Raw genomic sequence first — 18,595 nt, forward strand, 5'->3', positions numbered from 1 at the left:
CTGCGGCCCTCGGCAGTCCGACGTCTACGCGCGCCGCTCGGCTCGACTGGATACGAGGTGGGGGGCATGAGCAGCGGCAGTGATGAAGACGGCATCCGCCCGGGTGCGGTGCCCGGCCCGCGCGGTGCGGAACTTCCGCTGCCGCCCGCCGCCGTGCCGGACGGGCCGCACGACGGTGACATCGCCGACGGCCTGGAGGAGGCGTACTGGTCCGTGTACGACGGCGCCGCGTCCCAGGCTACGGTGGGACAGATCCTCGCTCGGCTGCCGCGGATCGTGCGCCAGATCGGCCAACTGGCCTGGAACACGGACCGGACCGCGACGGTCGCGGTCGTGGTTCTGCAGCTGGCGTCGGCCGCGATGACGGCGTTCGGGCTCATGGCCTCGGTGGCGGTACTGCGGGAACTGTTCGCCGAAGGGCCGACCCCGGACCGGGTGCGCGCGGCCATCCCCCAACTCCTGTTCGTCGTCGGCTTCCTGTCTGCCCGGGCGCTTCTGGAGGCGGGCGTCGCCATCGCGCAGGCCCGGGTGACCCCGAAGATCCGTACCGCGCTGGAGACGGAGTTCCTCACCCTGACCGCCCATGTGCGGCTGGAGGTTGTCGACGACGCGGACTGGCACGACGAGGCGTACCGGGCCAACGACCGCGGGCTGTTCTATGCCCGGCAGATCGTCGGCCAGGTCGTCTCCCTGGCCGCGGCCCTGCTCGGGCTTGTGGGCACCGCCGGCGTTTTGGGCGTCCTCCACCCGGCCTTGCTACCTCTTCTCCTGCTGTCGGTGCTGCCGGTCGGCGCGGCGGCCGTTCGAAGCGCCCGGGCGCGCTTTCACTCCTTCAAGCGGTGGAACACGCTGCAGCGCAGGGTGCGGGTCTTCTCCTGGCTGCTGCTGGAGAGGGACGCCGCCGCCGAGCTCCGCTCGGACACCGCCCAGGGTGCGCTGCTGGAGGAGCACTACCGGCTGACGACCCGGATCGCCGAGGAGGACACCCGCCTGGGCGTGAGCTCGGCCGGGCTGACCCTGGCGGGCCGGGCGGTCGGCGGGATCGGCACCGGCATCACCTATACGGCGCTCGGCGCCATGCTGATCGCGGGCTGGCTGCCGCTTGCCGCCGGTGCGGGCGCGGTCCTCGCCATTCAGGCCGCCCAGTCCTCGCTGACCCGGCTCGTCGACGTCTCCCACCTGGTCTACGAGCACGCAATGTGGGTGGACGACCTGTTGGCCTTCCAGGAACGCTGCCGCACTCTCCAGCCGCGGCGCAGCGGGCTACCCGCCCCCGAAACGGTGAAGACCATCACTTTGGACGACGTGTCCTTTACCTACCCGGGCAAGGACACCCCGGCGCTCAACGGCATCTCCATGACGCTGCACGCCGGGCAGACGGTGGCGTTCGTCGGCGTCAACGGCTCCGGCAAGTCCACCTGCGCGCGGCTGCTCGCAGGGCTGTACGAGCCCCAGGACGGGGGCACGGTCTGCTGGGACGGCGTGAACGTCCTGGACATGGACGCCGAGTCGTTGCAGGCCAGGGTGGGCTGCGTGCTCCAGGACCCGGTCCGGTTCCCGTTCAGCGCGCTGGCCAACCTGACGGTCTCCCGGGGCACCCTCACCGAGGCCGACCCGCAGCGGGCGCTGGACGCCGCACGGGCCTCCGGCGCCGAACAGGTCATCGCCGGACTGCCCGGCCGGTGGGAGGCGCTGCTGTCCAAGCGGTTCCGCGGCGGCCAGGAACTGTCCGCCGGCCAGTGGGCGAAGGTCGCCGTCGCCCGCGGCCTGTACAAGAACGCCCCCGTCCTGCTGCTGGACGAACCGACCGCCAGCATGGACCCCCGCGCCGAGCACGCCGTATACGAGGCGGTACTGCGGAACAACCCGCGCCCCGATCAGATCACGGTGCTGATCTCCCACCGCCTGGCCAGCGTCGTCGCCTGCGACCGCATCTTCGTCTTCGACGGCGGCCGCATCACCGAGAGCGGCACGCACCAGGAGCTGATGGACCTCGGCGGCGACTACGCCGCCATGTTCACGCTCCAGGCCGCCGGCTACCGCGCCGAGGCCGGGGAGGCGGCGTGATGCCCGACCACGTACAGCCCTGTCGCGCGTCGGCCGGCGTCTGGCCGGAGCACTTCACCGACCACCGCTACGGCACCAACTGCCCGATGTGCATGAACGACTTCGCCGCCGACGACATCGGCTGGGGCCTTCTTGTCCGGCGCGGAGAGGTCAGCAACGCCTACCTGTGGCGCAGCGGCCAGGTCCGCGGGTACGCCGTCGTGATCTACACCAGCCGTCATGTCGCCGAGCCCACCGAGCTGGACGAGGGGGAGGCAGCCGCGTTCTGGCGCGACGTCCTCGCCCTGGGCCGCGCTGTGGAGGCGCTCTACGAGCCGCTGAAGATGAACTACCTGCTGCTGGGGAACCAGATCCCGCACGCCCACTGGCACTGCGTTCCACGCCGCGAAGCCGGAACGGGCCCGGCCCCGGGCGGGCCGCTGCCCTTCGAGGTGCTCGATCTCGGGCGCCAGGACGAGGAGCAGCTGCAGGCGGATGCCCGAGCCCTGCGCCAGCTGCTGAACCTCACCGGCCGGTCGGGGGTGCGGCGATGAACGGCGCCGAGTCGGACGTGATGGTCGTGGCGGGGATCCTGACGCTCTTCTACCGGATCATCCCCACCGCGGTCGTCGAAGGTCCCGCGGGGACCGCGACCCGCAACTACGTCGCCCGGGACAGCGACGGAGCCCGGTGGTTCGTGAAGGCCTACCCGACGGGCACCGATCTGGACGCGGAGCGCCAGGCGCTGGAGCTCGGCCAGTTCGCACGGATCGGCCGGATCCCGGTGCCGAAGGTGCGGCAGACCCTCGACGGTGACCTCATCGCAGCCGCCGGCGGGATGGCGGTCTCGGTCGCGGCGTACGTCGAGAACGCGCAGACAGCGGAGGGCGGCCTGTCCGGCGACCGGTGGGCCGCGGTGGGCGAGACCGTCGGACGCCTGCACCGGACCCTGGCCCGGCACCCGGCCGGGCCACCGCGCCGGGTGCCCGCCCGGGAGGTCTGCGATGTGAAACGGGCCCGGCAGCGTCTTGAACGGCTGCTCGCCCTCTTCGCTAAGGGGCCGCCCGCCTCGGGGTTTCCCGCCTGGGCACGCGAGACCGCCGCCCGGCGGGTCGACGCGCTGCCCGCCGCGGCCGCCATGGTCAAAGGGCTGCGGACGTCCTTGACGGTGCAGACCGTCCACGGCGACCTGGCCTCGCCCAACCTGCTCCTGCGCGGACAGCAGGTCGCGGCGCTGATCGACTTCCGGCCGCCCGGTCACCGCAGCCCCGCCTGGGAGCTCGGGCGGATTGTCCTCGACCCGCGCACCGTCCTAGCAGAGCCGCAGTGGCCCACGGGCCTGGCCGAAGCCGTTGACGCCTACCGGGCAGCCAACCCGGCGCTGCCGGACGAAGAGCTCCTTGCCGTACCCCGCCTCGCCGCCGGGTACCTGGCCTGCTCGGTGTATCCGCTGTCCGATGCCGTCGACGACCCGGCCGCCGTCACCCCCGAACTGGAGGCATACGGCCACAACCGGCAGGCGGCCATGGCTGAGCTGTGCGAGCGCCTGCCGGAAGCCGAGGAGGTGCTCCATGACTTCCTCCACTGACCCCTCCTCCCCCGGCGCCCGGCCGTCGCTGTGGCGGCAACGCGACTTCCGGCGCTACTTGACCGGTCAGGCAGCCAGCGTGACCGGCAGCTCGATCAGCAGCATGGTGATCCCCGTGCTGGCGGTGCTCGAACTGGACGCGACCACCGCCGAGGTCGCCTGGCTGACGTGCCTGGGCCAACTGCCGCCCGCACTGCTGGCTTTGCACGCTGGGGCCTTGGCCGACCGCCACTCCAAGCGGAAGCAGATGATCACCGGCGACCTGGTCAGCGCCGCCGCGCTGGCCAGCGTGCCGGTGGTGGCCGCGCTGGACCGGCTGTCCCTGCCCCAGCTGATGGTGGTCGCGGCCGTGCAGGGCGCGGCGGGCATGCTGCACGATGCTGCCGCGATCAGTCTCCTGCCCGGCCTGGTCGACCGGTCCCTGCTCCAGCGGAGCAACAGCCGCATCGGCGGCCTCTTTGCCGTCGCCGCCACCGCGGGCAGCAACCTCGGCGCCGCCCTGACCGCGCTCCTCGGCCCGGCCCGGGCCCTTCTCGGGGACGTCCTGTCCTACCTCGTCAGCGCCTGGTGCACCGCCCGCATCCAGGCCCCCGAAAGCCCCCGGCCGGCAGCGGAAGGCCGTCGGCTGCACACCGAGATCGGTGCGGGCCTGCGCTACGTGAACGGCGACCACCGGCTGCGCACCCTGACCCTTGTCAACGCCACGACGTCGTTCGCCCTGGCGCTCCTCAATACCTTGTGGGCGCTGTACCTGCTCCGGTCCCTCACCCTGGATCCGACCGCCTTCGGCGTGGTCCTGGGACTCGGAGCCCTCGGCGCGGCGGCGGGTGCTCTGGCCGCCCCGTCGCTCGCGGCGCGGTACGGGCCCGGGCCGATGATGCTCACCGCGCTCGCGATCACCCCGCTCACCCAGGTCCCTCTGCTCCTCTCCTCCCCGGGCCTGGTCTGGCAGTTCGCCATCGGTGCCGCCCTGTTCCTTCAGTTGGCCTGCGCCGGGGCCGACGGAACGACTCAACGCACCATTAGACAGATCGTCACATCGGACGGGATGCAGGCCCGGAAGCAGGCCGTGCGTACCTGGCTCACCTCCGGCGCCCGTCCGGTGGCAGCCCTCCTCGCCGGCGGGCTCGGCACCTGGATCGGTGTGCGCCCCACCCTGATCGTCGGCACCTGCCTCCTCGTCGTCCCCCTCGTGGTCCTCTACCGCTCCCCCCTGCGCAGCCTGCTGGACATGCCCGGCGCACCCACCGTGGCTCCTCCTTCAGCCGAGGCCGTCACACCCCTGACGCCGGGGCCGATCGTCCCTCATCCCGCAGTCGCCGTGGATGTGCGGCACGACCACTCTTCGGAAGGCGGGCCGTGAGCACGAACCCGGACACGGCCCTCCCGCCCGTCACCTACGCCCTGCCCTCCAACGTTCGAGGTGATCACGTGCCGCCCTCCCGCTCTCATATCCGCGCAACCATCGAGGCCTATCTCAGCCGGCACGCCGAGGAACGGGGCGCTCTGGAAGGGTTGCTGGCTGCCCTGGACGGCACCGGGGAGCCGTCCAGCCGCGCCACTCTGCCCGGTCATGTCACCTGCAGCGCGGTGGTCATCGACCGCGACCGGCGGGTGCTCCACATCGGCCACCGGGCCACGGGACTGCTTCTCGCCCCAGGCGGCCACGTTGAGGCAGGTGACCGTACTCTCCTGGCCGCGGCTGTGCGGGAGGTGAGCGAAGAGGCCGGGCTCCGCCCCGGCGACCTCTGTCTGACACCGCAGTTCCTCGACGAGCCGATCGACGTGGACGTCCATGACATCGACGCCAACCCAGCCAAGGGCGAGGCCGCCCACCGGCACTTCGATGTCCGCTTCGCTTTCTACCTCACCGCCGAACAACCTCCTGAGCTCGCTCTGCAGGACGAGGAGGTTGCCGGGGCCCGGTGGCTCCCGTACGCCGACGTGCGGTCCCCGACGCTGCGGGCCAAGCTCCTTGCCGCCGAGGCGGACGGCCTTGATGGGCGCCCGGAGCCCGTCAATGCGAGCGCCTTGATCCACGATGGGGCTGGCCAGTATCTCCTTCATCTTAGGGATGACCGGGAGGGCATCTGGGAGCCCTGGGTGCTCGCCCTCCTCGGCGGTGGCCGCACGAGGGACGACGCCTGTCTTAAGGCGACGCTGCGACGTGAGCTTGCCGAGGAGGTGCCGGGTCTGGAGCCCACCGATCTGGTGCCGTTCGCCGTGGAGGCGGCGACGAGCGTCGACGGCCTGGCGGTGTCCATCAGCGTCTATGCCGGGCGCTGGAGCGGTGATGCCGAGGCGGTGGAGCTCCGGGAGGGAGTCCTGCTGACGTGGTGCACCGTGGACATGCTCGACCGGCTGCGCCTGAGCCCCGGGCTCGGGGAGCTGATCCGGCGCCACGCCGCCGAGCACCCCCCGGCCGAGGGACCGCCGGACGACACCGGCCCGCTGGCCGACGAGACTCCGCCGGGGACCGAACTGCACATCGTTGGCGTTCACCTCCATCTCCAGGACGACCAGGGTCGGATCCTCCTCGGCCTGCGCCACCCGGACTCCCCGTATGCGCCGGACACCTGGCATTTCCTGGCCGGCCACTGCGAGCGGGAAGCGGCGATCGACTGCCTGGTACGCGAAGCGAAAGAGGAAGCGGGCCTCACCATCGCGCCCGAGGACGTCGATCTCGTCCACACGGTGCACCACGTCGACTCCCCCGGCGCCCGGCCGAGGATCGCGCTCGTCTTCCAGGCCCGCTCCTGGACCGGCGAACCGGAGGTCCTTGAGCCCGACCGGTGCGTGGAGTGGCGGTGGTGGAAGCCGCAGGACCTTCCGGCCGAGGTCGTGCCGTACACCCGCATGGCGATCGACGGAATCCTTCGGGAGCGCCCGTACTCCGAGCAGGGCTGGGGCGAGCGATGAGCACTCTGGACACCTGTCCCACCGGCGGCCCGGTCGGCCGGGCCACGCCGACGGATGCGGAAACGGATCCGGCAGCCGCGCGGGCGGCGATGGTCGCCCGGCTTGAGAAGGAAGGGTCTCTGCGGCCGGGCCCGGTCCGCGACGCCCTCCTCGCGCTGCGCCGCGAAGTGCTGATGCCGCAGGCGTACGTACGGCGCAGCGGTCCGGGCGAGGAGCCGCCGCGGTGGGATCTGCTGGACTGGTCGGCGTCACAGGACCGCCCCGAGCTGCTCGGGCTGCTGCACGGCGGGGCCAGTGTGCTCGTCCAGCATGACGGGGAGCCGTTGCTGGGCCGGGCGCGCGGGACGCGGTCAGGGGCGTCGATCACGTCGATGTCGTCGGTGATGGGCCTGACCGTCGAGCTGCTGGAGGAGCTGGATCTGCGCCCGAGCCTGCGGGTGCTGGACGTCGGGACGGGCGCGGGGGTGACCGCCGCAGTGGCCTGCCAGGTCTGCGGCGACCAGGGGGTCGTCACCCTCGACCGGGACCGGCACCTCACCGACGCGGCCGCCGCCCGCTTGGCCGATCTCGGCTTCCGGCCGCAGGTAGTGTGCCGTTCGGGCGAACAGGGCGTGCGGGGCCGGGAGTTCGACCGGATCTTCGTGTCGTACACGGTGAAGTGCGTGCCAACGGCCCTGGTCGAGCAACTCGCGCCAGGCGGCAAACTGCTGGCACACGTGACCAGCGCGTCCCCGTCGTGGCCCGGCCTCGCCGTCGTCGAGCGCACCGCAGATGGGCATGTCACGGCGGAGCTGCGGGCCGTGGAGTTCGCCCACCGTGCCGGGCACGGCATGACGCGGATCTGGCTCAACAAGGAGCTCCGGCAGCGCATGGCCACCGAGCCCGGCACGTGTACCCAGCGAAGCAAGCTGATGCCGCCCGCGGACAGCGACCGCGGTTTCTGGCTGGCGGCTGACCACCTCCTCGGAGGTTTGGTGCGGGACTTCGGCTCTGAGCACCTGGCGATCGGTGCACCCAGCTGCGGATCCTGGATGCGCGCGGAGCCGGTGGGCCACCGGCGCTGGGACGTCACCGTCCACGGGCCTCGGGACATCTGGAAAGAGGTCCACGACCTCGCTGACCGGTGGCGGGCCGCACGCTCCCCCGACCGCTACCGCCTCTACTTCGACGCGGACGGCAGGCAGCGGGCCGCGTCCGAGTGCGGACGCCTGTCCTGGCAACTGCCTATCGCCCGCCCGATTGATGAGGGAGCCACCTCGTGACCTACCCCGACGGGCCCCTTCCGGGCCTTGCACCGGAGCAGGAGGCAATGTTCGAGGGCGCGGCGTTGACCTACGCCCGCCACCGCCCCGGCCTGCCGGACGCAGCGGTGCGCCTGCTCGCCGACACGCTGCGGGGCCGTCCGTCCCCGGTTCTCCTCGACCTGGGCACCGGAACCGGACAGGTGCCCTTCGCGCTTCTGTCCGCCGGCGCTGACCTGACGCACATCGAAGCGGTCGACGTCAGCCCGCAGATGCTGCATCAGGCCAGGCAAGCCCTCCAGCCTGTGCTCGGCCACTGCACCCTCACCCTGGTCCACGCGGCAGCCGACGCCTACGAGCCGCTCGCGACGCTGCCCGGCGAACCGGACTCCGGCCCGGACCTGATCACCTTCTGCCGGTCCTACCACTGGATGAACGGTGAGGCGGTCCTGGAAATGGCCGACCGGATCGCCACACCAGGTGCCGCAGTGGCGATCATGGGCGACGGGAGCCTGTGGACCCACGACGCCGGCTGGACCCGTGCGCTGCGCGAATTGATCCAGCGCTACCTGGGCGCCGAGCGCCGGGCGGGCGCCCGCCGTTCCTACGCCGAGCCCCGCCGCTCCTACGAGGAGGACCTCGCCGACTCGGCGTTCAACGACGTCACCGAACACCTCTTCCCGGTGACCCGCACCTGGGCGCCGCAGGAGGTACTCGGCTACCTGCGCACCACGTCCTTCGCCGCTCCTGAGCTCTTCGCAGAGCGGCACCAGGCGTTCGAGGACGAGGCCCTGGCCCTTCTCCACGCGCATGCGGTGGACGGGTCTCTGGTCGAGGAAGCGACGTTCAGGGTTCTGCTCGCCCGGCGTCCGGAGGGAGCGCAGTGAGCGGCGGACAGCGGCACACCGAGCCGGTGGACGTCCACCTGATCCTGCGCCGGGAGACCGTCGACGGGCCTCAGGTTCTGCTGTCCCGGCGGGCCGGGCGGGTGTACGCCGCCGGCCTGTGGCACCTGCCGTCGGGGCATCTGGACGGTCCGCATGAGGACGTGGTCACCGCCCTGATCCGCGAGGCGCGGGAGGAGACCGGGGTCGTCATCGACCCGGCCAACGTGCGGTCTGCCGTGACCGTGCACCACCGCAGCCCCGGAAGCGCCAGTCGTACCGGGCACTTCTTCGAGGTCCGGCAGTGGAAGGGCGAGCCTGAGATCGCCGAGCCGGACGTCTGCGACGCGATGGACTGGGCACCCCTTCACGCCCTGCCCTCATCCACCAGGCCTCTCCCCCACGGCCCGCTCCTGTCGGCAGCGGCCCGGCTGTGGCCAAGGCCGACCGGCACCTGGCCGGGGCGCGGTCTCATCTGCTCCCGGGTGATGAGGAGTTCGTCCGCGAGCTCGTCCGGCAGGCCGAGGACCTGTCCTCGCTGGAGTGGGTGGAGACCCACGGAGATTTCCAGCTCCGCAACATCCTCGCCACCCGTGACGCCGCCGACGAGACGGACGACCGTGAGTTCGTGGCGGTGATCGACCTCGAGCGCAGTGAGCCGGGACCGGCCGTACGGGATCTGGTCCGTCTGTCCGACGCCTGGGCCGGCCGCCCGGATCTGTTCGAGGCGTTTCTGGCCGGGTACGGCAGGTCCCTGACCGCCGCCGAGGAGGCCCGCCTCGTCATCGACGCAGCGCTCGATTCCGTGAGCGGGATCTCGTACGGTGCCGCCCACGGTGACTCCGAGCTGGTCGAACGCGGCCGGCGGACCCTGGCCCGCCTGCGCGCCGAGCACCGTGCCGCCCTCTCACCGACAGGAGATGCGACGTGAACGCCGACCCGGCACCCACTGCCACTACCGCGGCCGAGCCGCGCGACGCCGACGGGCTGCCGCCGGTCCGCGCGGCAACCCCCGCTGACGCCGAAGCCATCACCTGCATGCGCTCCGCATACGTCCTGTCCGCACCGTTCACCGACGACTGGCTCCAGCGGTGCACGGACGAGCTGGCGCCACGGCTCACGCCGGAGGGAGACGCCCGGGCTTTCGTCGCCGACGCCCCGGACGGCACGATGGCCGCCTGCGCCCTCGGCCTGATCCACCCCGTGCTCCCGGCCCCGGCCTACCCCCGGGGCCGGGCCGCCCGCGTGCAGCTGGTCGCCACGCACCCGGCCCACCGGCGACGCGGTTACGCCCGGGCCGTCGTGTCCGCACTCCTGGACCACCTCGCCACCGTTGAGGACGTCACGCTGTTCGAGCTGCACACCAGCCCGGAGGCCGCGCCCCTGTACCGGGAACTCGGCTTCAGCGGCAGCCCGGCGCTGATGCGGATGACCCGCCACCGCCAACTAGATGGAGCCGTGCCCGGTGCGCAGCCGGAATCGACGTGGGTGCCGCCGCAGCAGTACGCCGACGCACTGCCCCGGGCGGCCGCGTACGCGTGCCTCTACGTAACCGACGAGGACGACCGGCCCCTGCAATTGCATTCCGTCTATTCCCCCGGCCACCCCTGGCACATGATCGGCGGCGCGATGGACCTGGGCGAGCGGCCCTGGGACGCGGTGGTGCGCGAGTGCCGGGAAGAGACCGGCATGACCGCCGCGGGCCCGCCCCGGCTGCTGGCCACCGTGTACGGGCAGCCCCGGGAGAGGCGTCCGTACAGCACTCTGCAGCTGATCTTCGACGGCGGTCGCCTCACCGCTGAACAGATCCGGGGCATCACCCTCAACCCGCGCGAGCACGACCAGGCCCGCGTCCTGCCCCTGGCCGAGTGGGAGGCCTTGATGCCGGCTCGCGATTTCGTGCGGCTGCGCGCCGTGGAGGAGGCCCGCCGCACCGGCGTGGCCGCATACGTCGACACCTGGGGGAACGCATGACCGCCAGCAGCATCGTCTTGATGTCCGACTGGCGGGTCGCCGCGATCCCTGTCCAGGAGCGTGGCGAGGTCCTCCTCGATGCCCGCGTGCACGGTCTGATGGTCGACGACCGTAAGGAGGACGCTGCGGGCGCCTGGGCCCACGTCCGCCAGGGTGTGCTCACGCGGCTCCAGCAGGCGCAATCGCTACTCCCCGGCGGTGTGCAGTTGCTGTTCATCGAGGGCTACCGGCCCCCGTCCCTGCAGCGCCGGTACTTCGAGGAGTACTCCGACGAGCTCGCGCGCGCCCATCCGGACTGGCAGGCCGCCGCGATCCGGGAGGCCGCCAGCCGCTTCGTATCGCCTCCGGAGATCGCGCCGCACTCCGCCGGCGCAGCCGTCGACGTGACGCTCGTCGACCATCGGGGCCGCGAACTGGACATGGGTACCCGGGTGAATGCGTCGCCGGAGGAATCTTCGGGCGCCTGCTACACCGACGCCCCCAACCTGAGCACCCGGGCTCGCACGAACCGGGCCACCCTGGGCGGCGCGCTGTCCACCGCCGGGTTGATCAACTACGGCACGGAGTGGTGGCACTGGTCGTTCGGCGACCGGTACTGGGCGCTGCAGACGCAGCAGTCGGCCGCCCTCTACGGACCCGTCGAACTGCCCTGACACCGCCTTTCACGAACGAGGAGCGACCTGTGGGATACACCCGGACTGACTGGTCCGAGCACTACAACACCGGGCAGGGCTTCCGGCGTCTCGGGGACGAGGAGAAGGGCCTGCTCGTCGAGCACGCCCCGGCACCCAAGGGCGGCCGCGCGCTCGACATCGGCTGCGGAACCGGCGAGTTGTCCGTCTACCTCACCTCCCTCGGATACACCGTCGACGGCATCGACTTCGCCGAAGGCGCCCTGGAGCGGGCCCGCGCCGAGCACGCGGAAACGCCCGGGGTGCGGTGGCTGTGCCTGGACGTAGAGAACGACGACTTGGAGCCGCTGGCTGGGGAGGGCTACGACCTGATCACCCTGCGCCTGGCCGTCGCCTTCTTCCCCAATCCCACCGCCACCCTGCTGCGCCTTGCAGAGTTGCTGACCGAGGACGGCCGGCTCGTCGTCATCACGCCGACCACCGAGCACACGCCCGCCGAGCGGCGCTACATCGCGCTCGATGAGGACCAGATCGCGGTCCTCACTGACCCGTTCAGCGACACTGCGCGGTACACCGCAGACCAGTTCGCCGTCCTGGTGCTGGGCAAGAAGGCCCGTCCCGGACAGGCTGTCGAGCGCACCCACCCTCCCGAGCCGCGCGCGGTCTTCGGCGCGGCTGCGGTCGTGACCGACGACCAGGGGCGCGTGCTGCTCGGCCGCCGCCTGGGTCGCACACCCGCATGGGAGCTGCCCGCCGGGAGAATCGAGCCGGGCGAATCGGCGGCCGCGGCCGCGGTGCGCGAGCTCGGCGAGGAGACCGGACTGTCCGCCAACGTGGAGGACGCGCACGTGCTCACCGTGCTGCACGACGCACGCGAGGACATCACCCGCGTGACGGCCGTCGTGCGGATCAGCGCGCACAAGGGCACGATCGGGCGGCCCGAGGAGCAGTTCCTACGCTGGGAGTGGCATCGCCTGCACACGCTGCCCGCGATCGGCGACCTGTTCGCCCCAACAGCGCAGGCTCTGAACGCTGTATGGCCCGGCATCCTCCCCGAGGTGCCGCCAGTCATCGCCTATCGCGTTGCCGCCGATGAGCCAGCCGTGCCCGGAGAGCCCGCAGAGGCTGGCCGGCTGCGCGATGCGATGGCCCAGACCGTCATCGACGGCGGCTGGGCCACGTCCCCCGCAGTGCAGCAGGCGCTGCGGTCCGTGCCCCGCCACCGGTTCGCGCCGGAGGCGCCGCTGTCCACGGCGTACGACGGCAGCGACCGGGCCGTGGTCACCCGCCGCGATGGGACGGGAACGACGATCAGCTCGATCTCGGCGGCGTGGCTCCAGGCCGACATGATCGAGCACCTCGGCCTGCCCCCGGGAGCAGTCGTGTTCGAGGCGGGATCGGGCGGCTACAACGCCGCCCTGCTCGCGCACGTCGCCGGGCCCGACGGTCGGGTCGTGACGGTCGACATCGACTGGTGGGTCATCGACCGCACGCGCCGATTCCTCGCCGAGACCAGCACCGGCCGCGTCGACGTCGTGGAGACGGACGGATCCCTCGGCGCCCCGGCGCGGCTCGTGCCCCGTGGCGGCTTCGACGCCAGCGTCATCACCTACAACTGCTGGGACATCGCACCAGCTTGGCGCGAGCAACTGGCCGAGGGCGGCCAGCTGGTCCTGCCACTGGAACTCGGGGGCTACACCCGGGCCATCACCTTCGAGCGGCGCGGCCAGGTCCTGTACGCCCATCACTTCACTTACTGCGGCTTCGTCCGCGACCAGAGCCAGCAGGCCCGCACCATTCCCGTCGCCCCCTTTCTCGACGGCGAGCTGACGCTGCGCTTCGAGCACGGAACGGACACCGACACGGACGGCCTGGAGGAGGCGCTGCGCGGCCCGCGGCGCGAGGTCGCCACCGGCGTGCTGATGGGCCCGAACATCTTCTTCGGCTCGCTGCAGCTGTACGCCGCCACCACCGTCCCGCAAGGTGTCACGTTCGGCCGTCTGGTCGCCCACACGGATGCGGGCGTCACCAACATCGCCAAGGACCGAGACGCACCTGCGATCGTCGACGGTCCCTCCCTGGCCTACCTCAAAGCCGTGCAGATCCGCGACGGTAAGCAGCCTGAGGACAAGCAGTGGGAATGGTTCGCGTACAGCTTCGGCAACGGAGGAACGCAGCTGGCCGAGCACCTGGTGGCCACGGTCCGGGCCTGGGACCGCCACGTGCGCACCGAGGACAACGACCAGCACGTCGACCCGGTCCTGACGGTGCACCCCGCGTGCACGCCCGACGATCAGCTGCCCACTGGCAACGTCCTGGACAAGGAGCATTGCCGCCTGGTTGTCCGGTGGCCCGGACGTGACGCCCCGCCGGAACGCCCTGTTGAGCAGCGTGCGACCGACGCAGTGCCGGAAGGGGTGTGACGTGGAGCCATCACTGCGTGCACCGGTTGCGCAGGAGCAGATCATGGCGGTCATCAGCACGCTGGCGCTCGCGTACGGACTGCACCCGGCAGAAGTAACGCGAATCCCGCAGGGCACCTCGACAGACAACTACGCCATCGTGGACCATACGGGCCGTCGGTACTTCGCCAAGGTCTACCGCGATCGAGATCGCTTGGATCACGAGCGGGCGTCGGTGGAGCTCTCCGAGTACGCCGCCGACGGAGGAGTCGCGACCGCGCGGGCAACCCGCACGCGCGAGCACGAACTCCTCGAGACCCGCGGTCGCCTGCCGATGTCCCTGTGGTCGTACGTGCCGCACACGGAGACTGCCGAGGGCAACCTGACTGGTGCACGGTGGGCAGCGGTCGGCACAGCGATGGGCCGCCTCCACAGCCGACTCGCCGCTCACCCCGCCGCCGCACCCACCCTGGAACCTGGTACCGCGGTGTGCGACGTGACCGCCGCGCGTGACCGCTTTGAGAGTCTGATTCTCGCGTTCCAGCACAGGCCCAGGCTTGGGGAGTTCGAGACGTGGGCGCTGCAGGCGGCGCTTGAGCGACAAGCCCTCTGGGGGGACATCGAGCGCACCCTCGCTTCGCTTCCACAGCTGACGGTCCAGGTCCTGCACGGCGACCTGGCCGCCCCCAACGTCCTGTTGAAGAACGACGAGGTAGCCGCGTTCGTGGACTTCCGACCACGCACACCCCGGTACCTCAGCTGGGAAATCGCGCGTCTTGGCTGTGACCCCAAGAGCGTGCTGGCCAACGGTGTGGAGAGCTGGCTCACCGGATACACCGATCTCGCCCTGGCCTACCGAGACGCCAACCCCAAGGTGTCCGCGGACGACCTCTTGTCCACGCTTCGTGTCGGCTGCGCCGCCATGCTCTGCTCGACCTCTCCGTTGGCGGCACCAGTGGAACGGCCGCACATCGTCGACGCCGCACTTGAGTCCTACGGGCGGGCGCGGCACGAGGCAGCTCTGATGCTGCTGGGCCGGCTACCTGTCTTGGAGGAGGCCCTGCGTGACGCTCTTCACTGACTTCATGACCCCCATGGCCGGCACAGCTCTGAACGTGCGCACACCGGATCTCCGTGCCAGGCAAGCAGGTAGGCGATCTGTAGAACGCGTACCGCACACACGGATCCTGTCGACCGCCGGGAGACAAAGTGTCTGACTCCGACGAACTGATGCCAGAGAAGGCCCTATCGTCCACGAATCCGTCCCTGCTCGGCGTGTTCGCTCATCCCGATGACGAGAGCCTCCTCGCCGGTGGTATCCTCGCCCAGCACGCCGCCGCGCACGCGCGCACCGCTGTGGTCACCATGACGTGGGCGCCCGACAGCCACCGGGCTGCCGAACTCGCGGACGCGTTGCGCACGCTCGGCGCGGGCGCACCCCGCATGCTCGGCTACGGCGACGCCCGGAACCCGCAGGCGGCCCCCGGCCGCCCCCGGCTCGTCGACGCACCGCTCGACGAAGTGGTCGCCGCCCTGGTCCAGCAGATCCGCTCATTCCGCCCCGACATCGTGGTCACCCATGACGCCCTGGGTCAGCTGACCGGTCACCCGGACCACCGCCGCACCCACCAGGCCGCTCTCCTCGCCGTCCAGGACGCGGGGCTCGCGCACCTTCACCCTGAGGCGGGAAAGCCCTGGCAACCACGCGCCATGTACTGCGCCACGCACCCCGAATCCGGCGTGGGCGAACTCGGGCCACTGCTGGAGGCCGTCGGCAAAGCCGTGCGCGCGGTCCCGGACACCTACGCCACCACAGCCGTCGACGTCACTCCGTACCTGGCGCAGAAGTGGAATGCGATCCTCACGCACCGCGGGGAGGTCGCTCGCGAACGGCCGCTACCCGGGATCCTCGCCCGCCTGCCGGAGGAGATTCGGAGCAAGCTCATCGCGACTGAGTACTTCACCCGCCTCACCCCCGGTCCCACAAAGGGCGACCCGGCCCAGCTGAGCATCTGACACCCCGGCCCCGTGCCGACCACGTCTTCATCGCCCACGAGCAAGCACTCACCGAACGGAGAGAGATGGCCACCATTTCTGCACCCGAGGAACGTCCCCGTGGAATCAGGACATTGCGGCTGGCGGTCGCGCAGAGCACGGTGCCGGAGGACCCCACTGATCGAGGAGCACTGCGGGCGGCCGGGCAGGAAATCCGGGCCCTGATGGTCAAGGCCTCCGCGGCGGGTGCGCGGCTGGTGCAGTTCCCCGAGGGGGCGATCACCTACCCGAGCAAGCACGTGATGGAGGCGGGCCCAGCCGGTGAGCTGGTGCCGGCTGACTGGAGCCGTGCCGCGTGGGATGTGATGCGTGAGGAAGCGGAGTCGATCACCGCGCTGTCGGGAAAGCTCGGACTGTGGACGGTGTTCGGATCGCTCCACCCGCTCACACCGCCGAACCGACCGCACAACAGCCTCTACATCGTCTCCGACCGCGGCCGACTGGTCGCACGGTACGACAAGCGATTCCTGTCGCACACCGAGGTGTCCTACCTGTACTCCCCCGGCCATCAGCCGCTCGTCATCGAAGTGGACGGCATCCGGTTCGGCTTCGCGCTGTGCGTCGAGGCCAACTTCCCGGAGCTCTTCGCCGAGTACGAACGCTTGGACGTCGACTGCGTCCTGCTGTCGGTGATGGTCGACGACGCGCCCCGGGCCCGTGTCGCCCAGGCGTACGGAACGCTCTACAACTACTGGCTCGGCTACAGCATCCCGGCGCAGTTCAGCGCCACGGCGCCGTCCGGGATCATCGCGCCCGGCGGCCGCTGGCTGGAGCGCTGTCCCACGAACGGACATCCCGCCCTGGCGATCGCGGACATCGACCTCGACTCACAGGACGAAGACATCAACGTGGCCGTACGCCACGCCCGCCCGTGGCGGCGCTCCGCCCGAGCCGGACTCTACGACGAGCGGATCCCTGTGAGGGACCCCCGCAGCAACGTCCACACGGCGTTCTGAGACCGGCTTCAGTCTCGACGACCACAGCGATACCCCCGGTTCATACCCGGCCCCTTACCACGCCTCATCGGTTCACCGTCCGACGGCGGCCAACCGTCACACCCTTCTCCTCGGCCGAACCGGCCCCTTCTAACTCGGAGAGCCATGACGACCACATCCGTTCCGGCGAGCCGCCCGGCAGCGCAATGACCGACGAGGCGTACGGCGCCCTGCGTGCCTCGGCCGCACTGTGGGTCGGAACGTCCGTGCTGATCACCAACCAGTTCGGGCAGGTCCTGGTCCAGCACGTCGACTGTCGCGACACGTGTCTCTTGGCGGGCGGTGCCGTCGACAAGGGTGAGTCCCCCGCTCGCGCAGCAGCCCGTGAGCTGGTGGAGGAGCTCGGGGTCACCGCCGCCGTCGACCGGTGCCTGGCCGTCGACTGGGTCTCCGCCGACAGCGTCGGCGCGCCCGCCACTATGCGGTTTCCCGGCGAGATTCTGCACGTCTTCGACGGCGGCGCCTGGGACGACGACCGGATCGGCGAAATCCGTCTGCCGCCGAGCGAGATCACCGGGATCGAGTTCGTCGAGCCCGCACGGTTGCCCGACTTGCTCTCCCCGCCCGACGCCCGACGCGCCATGTCCGCGCTGCGTGCCCGGATCAACGCGGCCGGCACAGTAGTCCTGGAAAACGGCCTCCCGATCGCCCCCACCGTTTTCGACCGCCTTGCCGTTCTGCAGACCGCCCGCCCCACCTACCGCTACCCCTGGCATCCGGGACCGGCCCCGCACGACCTCACCGTCACCCAGGTGTGGGCGTGGCTGTTCGCGCCGGACGGGCGCGTCCTCGTCCTCCTCGACCCCCACACAGGAGTCGCCATCCTGCCCGGCGGCACGCCCGAGGAGCAGGACCAGGGTGACCCCGTATCCACCCTGCGTCGCGAAGTCGACGAGGAGGCAAGAGCCCGGTTCGGGAGTCCGCTGCTCGTGGGACACGTCACCGATCCCGCCGGGCGGCGCGGATACCTGCGTTACGCCGCGGCACTCACCGGCGTCGGTCCCGCCCGGCCGGATCCGGCCACCGGTCACACCTACACCCGCATCCTGGCCACCCCCGAACAGGCCACGGAACTCTTCGACTGGGGACCGGCGGCCGCTTACCAACTCGCCGCCGTCCACCAGGCTCGCGGGCAGCTCGGCCTCCCCCGGGCCGCCCGCCAACCCGTCACCCAACTCACCAACCCCACTGCCTGGTAGGCGCCCGCTCCCCATCCACCACCGTCCCGAGGAACCCATGACCCCCTTGCCCCACACCGTCCACGCCCGATGCCGTTCCGCCCCCCGCGGCTGTTCCGAGCCCGTCCGCGCTCGCCCCGGGCACTGCTGCCACGGGCCCGCCGCGGGCAGCACTACGGGACCGTGCTCATCGACTGCGAGACCCGCAAACCACTCGGGCCGCGCCAAACTTCCGCTCCTGCGTAAACGGGTGCTTCTCACCGCTGCCCGGTGATGGCCTGCTCAGGCAGGAGAACAACGTTGGAGTACGTACTCAGACGGCCAGCAGAGGGCTCGAACAACCATGTTGGTGACTACGAAGTACCCCGGGCTCACCCAACCGTCCTTTTTGCTCACAAGGCCCGGACCGTCCTCGCGGTAGTAGCTACGCAACATGCGGTGCCGCAACGGAGCCCCAGCCACCAGCAGAACCGGAGCGACGACGACTGCACCAACCGACACGGCGAGCCGGACTGCCTGAATCCTGACGACGCTCTCTATCCGCATCGCTCCAGTCTGCCGATCAGAAGAGACTCGTCCACCGCTCTCGCTGAGTAGGCCCGGAGCGCGGTGCCGGGATTGCTCCCGGTCCGTTTCTCCGGACCTCTCGCCGAACCCGCCGTGCGTCTCTCAACGCAGCGG

15 protein-coding genes and 1 pseudogene are annotated in these 18,595 nt (G+C 71.0%); all 16 read left to right on the plus strand.

Annotated features, from left to right (window positions below):
- The first annotated feature begins 66 nt into the window (after positions 1-66).
- Positions 67-2,067 (plus strand): ABC transporter ATP-binding protein, encoded by a 2,001-nt coding sequence (locus tag ACFU8Q_RS04320; protein ID WP_384447531.1) that lies wholly within the window; start codon positions 67-69, stop codon positions 2,065-2,067.
- Entirely contained in the window at positions 2,067-2,600 is a 534-nt protein-coding gene (locus tag ACFU8Q_RS04325) for an HIT family protein (protein WP_384447533.1), read from the plus strand. Before ACFU8Q_RS04320 ends, ACFU8Q_RS04325 begins: the two co-directional genes overlap by 1 nt.
- A complete protein-coding gene (locus tag ACFU8Q_RS04330; RefSeq protein ID WP_384447536.1) occupies positions 2,597-3,634 on the plus strand; it encodes a phosphotransferase enzyme family protein in 1,038 nt (345 codons plus the stop codon). The genes ACFU8Q_RS04325 and ACFU8Q_RS04330 overlap by 4 nt, the downstream gene beginning before the upstream one ends.
- Positions 3,618-4,997 (plus strand): MFS transporter, encoded by a 1,380-nt coding sequence (locus ACFU8Q_RS04335; protein ID WP_384447539.1) that lies wholly within the window; start codon positions 3,618-3,620, stop codon positions 4,995-4,997. The genes ACFU8Q_RS04330 and ACFU8Q_RS04335 overlap by 17 nt, the downstream gene beginning before the upstream one ends.
- Positions 4,994-6,553 (plus strand): NUDIX domain-containing protein, encoded by a 1,560-nt coding sequence (locus ACFU8Q_RS04340; protein ID WP_384447542.1) that lies wholly within the window; start codon positions 4,994-4,996, stop codon positions 6,551-6,553. Before ACFU8Q_RS04335 ends, ACFU8Q_RS04340 begins: the two co-directional genes overlap by 4 nt.
- Positions 6,550-7,815, plus strand: coding sequence for a protein-L-isoaspartate O-methyltransferase (locus ACFU8Q_RS04345; RefSeq protein ID WP_384447545.1), 1,266 nt, complete (start codon positions 6,550-6,552; stop codon positions 7,813-7,815). Before ACFU8Q_RS04340 ends, ACFU8Q_RS04345 begins: the two co-directional genes overlap by 4 nt.
- On the plus strand, positions 7,812-8,681 hold the full coding sequence (locus ACFU8Q_RS04350; RefSeq protein WP_384447548.1) for a class I SAM-dependent methyltransferase: 870 nt from the start codon (positions 7,812-7,814) through the stop codon (positions 8,679-8,681). Before ACFU8Q_RS04345 ends, ACFU8Q_RS04350 begins: the two co-directional genes overlap by 4 nt.
- 26 nt (positions 8,682-8,707) lie before the next feature.
- A pseudogene (locus ACFU8Q_RS04355) lies at positions 8,708-9,004 on the plus strand (NUDIX domain-containing protein); the annotation flags it as partial.
- A gap of 107 nt (positions 9,005-9,111) precedes the next feature.
- The gene (locus ACFU8Q_RS04360) at positions 9,112-9,609 is read left to right on the plus strand and encodes a phosphotransferase (protein ID WP_384447551.1); all 498 of its coding nucleotides are present in this window, start codon (positions 9,112-9,114) and stop codon (positions 9,607-9,609) included.
- Positions 9,606-10,652 carry a GNAT family N-acetyltransferase gene (locus ACFU8Q_RS04365; protein ID WP_384447554.1) on the plus strand — a complete coding sequence of 349 codons (1,047 nt, stop codon included), beginning with the start codon at positions 9,606-9,608 and terminating at the stop codon, positions 10,650-10,652. Before ACFU8Q_RS04360 ends, ACFU8Q_RS04365 begins: the two co-directional genes overlap by 4 nt.
- Positions 10,649-11,305 carry a M15 family metallopeptidase gene (locus ACFU8Q_RS04370; protein WP_384447557.1) on the plus strand — a complete coding sequence of 219 codons (657 nt, stop codon included), beginning with the start codon at positions 10,649-10,651 and terminating at the stop codon, positions 11,303-11,305. Before ACFU8Q_RS04365 ends, ACFU8Q_RS04370 begins: the two co-directional genes overlap by 4 nt.
- Positions 11,306-11,334: 29 nt before the next feature.
- Complete coding sequence (gene fxlM / locus ACFU8Q_RS04375) at positions 11,335-13,707, plus strand: methyltransferase, FxLD system (protein WP_384447560.1); 2,373 nt, start codon at positions 11,335-11,337, stop codon at positions 13,705-13,707.
- A gap of 43 nt (positions 13,708-13,750) precedes the next feature.
- Entirely contained in the window at positions 13,751-14,767 is a 1,017-nt protein-coding gene (locus ACFU8Q_RS04380; protein ID WP_384447563.1) for a phosphotransferase enzyme family protein, read from the plus strand.
- Between the two features lie 149 nt (positions 14,768-14,916).
- Positions 14,917-15,702, plus strand: a complete 786-nt coding sequence (locus ACFU8Q_RS04385; protein WP_384447580.1) for a PIG-L deacetylase family protein — start codon at positions 14,917-14,919, stop codon at positions 15,700-15,702.
- Between the two features lie 65 nt (positions 15,703-15,767).
- Entirely contained in the window at positions 15,768-16,697 is a 930-nt protein-coding gene (locus tag ACFU8Q_RS04390) for a carbon-nitrogen hydrolase family protein (protein WP_384447565.1), read from the plus strand.
- 185 nt (positions 16,698-16,882) lie between these two features.
- Complete coding sequence (locus tag ACFU8Q_RS04395; RefSeq protein ID WP_384447568.1) at positions 16,883-17,935, plus strand: NUDIX domain-containing protein; 1,053 nt, start codon at positions 16,883-16,885, stop codon at positions 17,933-17,935.
- The last annotated feature ends 660 nt before the right edge of the window (positions 17,936-18,595 follow it).

Origin of the sequence: Streptomyces sp. NPDC057543 (assembly GCF_042801895.1) — a bacterium.
Lineage (GTDB): Bacteria > Actinomycetota > Actinomycetes > Streptomycetales > Streptomycetaceae > Streptomyces.

What these genes read in the sequence shown, in the direction of transcription:
- ACFU8Q_RS04320 (WP_384447531.1), top strand. Translation starts at nt 67, where the DNA reads ATGAGCAGCGGCAGTGATGAAGACGGCATCCGCCCGGGTGCGGTGCCC.
- ACFU8Q_RS04325 (WP_384447533.1), top strand. Translation starts at nt 2,067, where the DNA reads ATGCCCGACCACGTACAGCCCTGTCGCGCGTCGGCCGGCGTCTGGCCG.
- ACFU8Q_RS04330 (WP_384447536.1), top strand. Translation starts at nt 2,597, where the DNA reads ATGAACGGCGCCGAGTCGGACGTGATGGTCGTGGCGGGGATCCTGACG.
- ACFU8Q_RS04335 (WP_384447539.1), top strand. Translation starts at nt 3,618, where the DNA reads ATGACTTCCTCCACTGACCCCTCCTCCCCCGGCGCCCGGCCGTCGCTG.
- ACFU8Q_RS04345 (WP_384447545.1), top strand. Translation starts at nt 6,550, where the DNA reads ATGAGCACTCTGGACACCTGTCCCACCGGCGGCCCGGTCGGCCGGGCC.
- ACFU8Q_RS04370 (WP_384447557.1), top strand. Translation starts at nt 10,649, where the DNA reads ATGACCGCCAGCAGCATCGTCTTGATGTCCGACTGGCGGGTCGCCGCG.
- ACFU8Q_RS04380 (WP_384447563.1), top strand. Translation starts at nt 13,751, where the DNA reads ATGGCGGTCATCAGCACGCTGGCGCTCGCGTACGGACTGCACCCGGCA.
- ACFU8Q_RS04385 (WP_384447580.1), top strand. Translation starts at nt 14,917, where the DNA reads ATGCCAGAGAAGGCCCTATCGTCCACGAATCCGTCCCTGCTCGGCGTG.
- ACFU8Q_RS04390 (WP_384447565.1), top strand. Translation starts at nt 15,768, where the DNA reads ATGGCCACCATTTCTGCACCCGAGGAACGTCCCCGTGGAATCAGGACA.
- ACFU8Q_RS04395 (WP_384447568.1), top strand. Translation starts at nt 16,883, where the DNA reads ATGACCGACGAGGCGTACGGCGCCCTGCGTGCCTCGGCCGCACTGTGG.